The 5892-nt window shown below is 32.7% G+C and carries 4 protein-coding genes; all 4 read left to right on the forward strand.

What is annotated here, in order from left to right; all coding sequences use genetic code 11:
* The first annotated feature begins 39 nt into the window (after positions 1–39).
* The 4 genes from DIU01_RS08485 to DIU01_RS08500 all read left to right on the forward strand — a co-directional run bounded on the left by DIU01_RS08485 (position 40) and on the right by DIU01_RS08500 (position 5842).
* Complete coding sequence (locus DIU01_RS08485; protein ID WP_290833467.1) at positions 40–1902, forward strand: U32 family peptidase; 1863 nt, start codon at positions 40–42, stop codon at positions 1900–1902.
* Positions 1903–2047: 145 nt separating this feature from the next.
* Positions 2048–2398 (forward strand): heavy-metal-associated domain-containing protein, encoded by a 351-nt coding sequence (locus DIU01_RS08490; protein ID WP_290833469.1) that lies wholly within the window; start codon positions 2048–2050, stop codon positions 2396–2398.
* A 94-nt stretch (positions 2399–2492) separates the two neighbouring features.
* Positions 2493–4625, forward strand: a complete 2133-nt coding sequence (locus DIU01_RS08495; protein ID WP_290833471.1) for a DPP IV N-terminal domain-containing protein — start codon at positions 2493–2495, stop codon at positions 4623–4625.
* Between the two features lie 230 nt (positions 4626–4855).
* On the forward strand, positions 4856–5842 hold the full coding sequence (locus DIU01_RS08500) for a hypothetical protein (protein WP_290833473.1): 987 nt from the start codon (positions 4856–4858) through the stop codon (positions 5840–5842).
* Positions 5843–5892 lie beyond the last annotated feature (50 nt).

Consider the following 5892-nt stretch of genomic DNA (forward strand, 5'->3'; position numbering starts at 1 on the left):
ATATAAGACCTTTGCACACTTTTATTTAAGGAAAATTTGATGAAGAAAAAAATAGAAATACTCGCTCCTGCAAAAGATTTAATTCACGGTATGGCTGCAATAAATGCCGGTGCCGATGCGGTTTATATTGGTGCACCACAATTTGGAGCGCGTTCTAATGCCAACAATTCTATTGAAGATGTGGCAGATTTAGTAAAATATGCACACCTATTTAACGCCCAAGTTTTTGTAGTTATCAATACTATATTATATGATAACGAACTAGAAACGTGTCGAAAAATGATTTATCAGTTGTATGACATTGGTGTTGATGCACTTATCGTTCAAGATATGGCGATTATGGAAATGGAGTTGCCTCCTATTGTCCTTCACGCAAGTACGCAAGCCAATAACCGTGATGCGGATAAAATCAAATTCCTAAAAGATGCCGGAATTAAACGTGTTGTTTTGGCACGTGAGTTGAATTTGCATCAAATAAAAGAAATCAGTGAAGCTAGTGATGTGGAATTGGAATTCTTTGTAACTGGTGCATTGTGCGTTTCCTTTAGCGGAAATTGCTATATGAGTGTTGCCAATGGCGAACGTTCTGCCAATCGTGGTTCGTGTGCTCAAAACTGCCGTTTACCTTACAATTTAATTGATGGACACGGCGATACTTTAATCAAAAACAGTCACTTACTTTCTATAAAAGACTTCGATGTATCGGATCAAATTCCGAATTTAATTGAAGCTGGAATTGTTTCCTTTAAAATTGAAGGACGCTTGAAAGACATTGTCTATGTAAAAAACAACGTGTCGTATTTACGTCAGAAATTAGATGCATTTTTAGATGAAAATAGTACTAAATACTCCAAAGCTTCGTCTGGAAAATGTACTTATACTTTTGATTCTTCGCTAGACAGAAGTTTCAATCGTGGTTATACCGATTATTTTGTAAACGAAAGACACCAAGCCATCGGTTCTTGGGAAAGCCCAAAATCGAAAGGTCAATATATAGGTAAACTAATTCAAACGGTTGGAAATTCGTATGAAATTGAAAACGGTCATTTATTAAACAATGGTGACGGACTTTGTTTCATCAACGAGAACAACGAAGCCGATGGAATTTATGTAAATAGAGCCGAAAACGGATTTGTTTTTCCAAATGTTTTAAAGGAAATCAAAGAAGGAACATTCATTTACAGAAATAATGATGCTGCTTTTATCAAAATCGTAGAACGTGAAGATAGTGCAGTTCGAAAAATTAGCACTACTTTATTATTATCTGAAACCGAAGACGGATTTCAATTAATGGCAACCGATGAAGATGGAAATGTAAGTACGGTAACTTTAGTTCATCCGAAGGAAACTACCAAAAATAACGAATCAATAGAAGAAAATTTCAAAATAAATTTAGCTAAAACTGGTTTTACACCTTATACAGCTGATGAAATTGATGTGGTATTTTCACAAAATTGGTTTCTTCCTATTTCTAAAATCAATGAAATGCGTAGAACGGTTTACGAACAATTATCTGAAATTCGTTTGGCAAATTACGTTCGTCATGAACATCAAATTGTAAAAACATCGCATCCTTATCCAGAAAGTAAATTGGATTTTACGTATAATGTTGCTAATAAAGTGGCTCGTAAATTCTATGAAAGACATGGTGTAACCGAAATTGAAAAAGCATTCGAATTGCAATGGGATCCAGGAAAATCTCGTGTGATGACTACCAAATATTGTATTAAATACGAATTAGAGAAATGTCCAAAATATCATAAAGATACGATGGAAACTAAGTTAAAAGAACCATTAGTATTGAAACAAGGCGAATTGGAATACAAACTAAAATTCAATTGCAAGCCATGCGAAATGGAAATTTGGGAGAAAGATGCCGAATTTGAAATTGAAGAAGATTAAATTTAGTTTCGAGTTTCGAGTTTCGAGGTTCGAGTTTTATACTTAGTTTTATAATTTACAAAACATGTAACAAAGGATAATGATACTAGTCTAACCAATCATTATCCTTTTTTTATACCTTTACAATAACAAACAAATAGTAATTATGAACAGACAACTTATTGTTTTACTTAGCTTATTTCTTTCACTTGCTACTTTGGCCCAAAATGGTAAAAAGAATGAAAAAGCAGTTATTAAAACTAATATCTACTGTGATCATTGTAAAGAATGTGAAACGTGTGGGTTGAATTTTAAAGACAATATGCTTAAGATTAAAGGCGTGAAAATGTATGAACTTGATGCCGAAAAAATGACTATCACGGTTTATTACAATGGTAAGAAAACAAATATAGAAAACATAAAAAACTCCATTTCTAAATTAGGATACGATGCCGATGAAGTAGTGGCTGATGCAACTGCCTATGAAAATCTTGATGGTTGTTGTAAAAAAACATAACGCACTACAAAACTTGTAACAAAGGATAATGATAATAGTCTAACTAATCATTATCCTTTTTTTATACCTTTACAATAACAAACAAATAGTATTTATGAACAAAAAAATTATTGTTTTCTTTAGTTTATTCCTTGCCTTTACATCGCAAGCGCAATTAAAGAAAATCACATTAGAAGACGGCGTTTTACAACAAGGAAGAAAATTTGGAGCCGATAGATTAACTGGTTTTCAATGGATTCCTAACTCCAACAAATACGTTTATTATACCGATGGATGGAGCAAAATGGTAACTGCTACAACATCTGATAAAAAAACATCCGAATTAGTTACTCTTGCAGAAATCAATTCGGCATTGGGAACAAAATTGAGAAATTTCTTCGGATTGCAATGGATTGATGCTACAACAATCATAGTTTCTGAAAATGGAAATTATTATACGTATTCGCTTACTTCAAAATCTGGCGCAAAAATTCAAGATGCGGTTGAAAATTCAGAGAATCTAACCTTTGATAAAGCCAATCAAAACCTTGCTTTTACTGAAGGAAACAATTTATACATCTTAAATAAGAATAAAGAAAAAATTGCAGTTACTTCTAATTCTGATAAAAATATCGTTTCGGGACAAACTATTTCTAGAAGTGAATTCGGAATTTCGGGTGGAATTTTCTGGTCGCCGAAATCTTCTTTTTTAGCTTTTTACCAAAAAGACGAAACCGATGTTGCCGATTATCCACTATTAGATGTAAATGAAACTCCAGGAAAATTGGTTTCAATAAAATATCCAATGATAGGTCAAAAATCGGAAAAACCAAAGGTTGGAATTTACAATCTTGCTACTGGAAAAACGGTTTTTATTGCTCCAAGAAATAATTCGGATGATTATTTAACAAACCTTTCATGGACACCAGATGAAAAATTCATCTTAATTGCTGAATTAAATCGTGGTCAGAATGATATGTGTTTGAATTTATACGATGCCAATTCTGGTAAATTCATCAAAACTTTATTAAATGAAACGAATCCAAAATGGGTAGAACCAGAACATGATGCTTTTTTCCCAAGCGAAAAATCTAATAATTTTGTTTGGCACAGTGAAAAAGATGGTTTTCAGAACTTATATTATTATACAATTGATGGTAAATTAATCAAACAATTGACCAATAATAAATTTGTTACTAGAGAAATCATTGGAGCAAATCCTGCTGGAACCGAAATTTATTTTAAAGCAACTGGACCAAATCCGACGAATATGTTGGTTTATAAAGTAGATTTAAAAGGAAAACAAACCTTGATTACCAAAGACGAAGGCGTTCACAACGTTTCAATTTCATCAGATGGGAATTGGTTTTTTGATGAATATTCTAACCATTCTACTCCATCAAAATCAATTTTGTATGATAAAAATTTAAAAGCTACCACTTTATTAGAAAGCAAAAATAAATACGAAGGTTACGAAATGGGTTCGGCTGAAATTAAAACTATCAAAGCTGCCGATGGAACAACCGATTTATATACAAGATTAATTAAGCCAAGTAATTTTGATCCAACTAAAAAATATCCAGTAATGGTTTATGTTTATGGCGGACCACATGCTCAAATGATTACAAATTCCTATTTAGATGGAGCGAATTTATGGATGTATTGGATGGCAGAACAAGGTTATTTAGTATTTACTGTTGACAATCGTGGTTCTGACAATCGCGGATTTGCATTTGAAAGTGTGATTCATGGAAAATGCGGAACTAACGAAGTTGATGACCAAATAAAAGGTGTAGAATACTTGAAATCATTACCTTATGTTGATGGAAATCGTCTTGCCGTTCACGGTTGGAGTTATGGTGGATTTATGACCAATTCCTTAATGCTAAGAAAACCAGATGCTTTTAAAGTTGGTGTTGCTGGTGGACCAGTTGTAGATTGGAAATGGTATGAAGCCATGTACGGCGAGCGTTATATGGATACTCCAGCAGAAAATGCTAAAGGTTTTGAAGAATCAAGTTTACTAACTTATGTGAAAGATTTAAAAGGAAAATTACTTTTAATTCATGGTACAAACGATGATGTTGTGGTAGAACAACACAATTTATCATTAGTTAAAAAGTTTGTTGAAGCTGGAAAACAAGTAGATTATTTCCCTTATCCAATGCACAAACACAATGTTATTGGAAAAGATAGAGTGCATTTGATGACTAAAGTTTTGAATTATATTATAGAAAACAATAAGTAGTTTCAAATTCCAAAATTTAAAATCCCAAATTCCAATTCTTATGGAGTTTGGGATTTTTTATTGAAAATTAAACATGAAGTCGTTATCGCTTTTTGTTATACTTGTTAAATGAATTGAATTTATCATACATAAATTCAAGTTGTGTGCTATTTTAAAAAATAGCGTGCGAAGATTAAACCTTTCAATGAAAATAATATCTAACGAAGTATAACTATCAAAATAAACAAAATATGATTAGAACATTTTTATTATTTGTCGTGATTTTTACCCTTGGTTGTAACAAGGATGACGACAATCAAAATCCTTCAAATCCTAATGTTATTCCATACCAAGAAGGTTTGACAACAAATTATATAACAATTAACAACATTACCAGAAAATATTTAGTTTATAGACCACTAGGAATGACAACTGTAAATGCCGTTGTAACAGTTTTACACGGTGGCGGTGGACTTGGTGTTGGAGTTTCAGAAATTGGTACTCACCCATTATCCGTTTTTCGAACAATTGCAGACAATGAAAAGTTTTTAGTAGTCTATCCAGAAGGTTCACTCGACATTCAAGGAAATCCTGGATGGAATGATTGTAGAAGTGATGATATATCTGGAAGTCAAGGTGACGACATTTCCTTTTTGTATCAGTTAAATTCAAAATTAATCTCAGAGTTAAATATTAATTCAAACAAAATGTATTTAACAGGGACAAGTAATGGTGCTTTAATGACCTATTCCTATGCTTTTCAATCTCCTGAAACTATCAAAGCTATAGCTGTTTCAAGTGGGAATTTACCAGAGTTTCCAGAAAGCGGGCTTTGTACAAATGGCTCTAATCTACCATTACCAATCTTGATAACTCACGGAACAAGTGATCCTGCAATGCCTGCAAATGGTGGTTGTGTTGCTAATATTGGAGGCAATTGTAATCGAGGAAAAGTAATATCTCAAACTGCAACCTTAGATTATTGGTTACAAAGAAACGGTTTACAAAATATTAATCCAACCATATCAACTTTTAATTTGAATACAACAGATGCTGGCAACGTAGAAAAAAGAATTTACAGTGGTGCAAAACCATTGATTTATTTTGTTCTAAATAACGCTGGTCACGCTGTGCCAAGTAAGACCGTTTATACCAATTCTTCACCTGCAAGTGGAGTTCAAAATAGAGATATAGAATATGCTGAAGAAGTTTGGAACTTTTTTAAAGGACTTCAATAAAAACAGCACACAATAGCAGTTTGGAAAATAGTGGGTTTAGTGCTAAATTA

Source organism: Flavobacterium sp., assembly GCF_003525665.1.
Lineage (GTDB): Bacteria > Bacteroidota > Bacteroidia > Flavobacteriales > Flavobacteriaceae > Flavobacterium.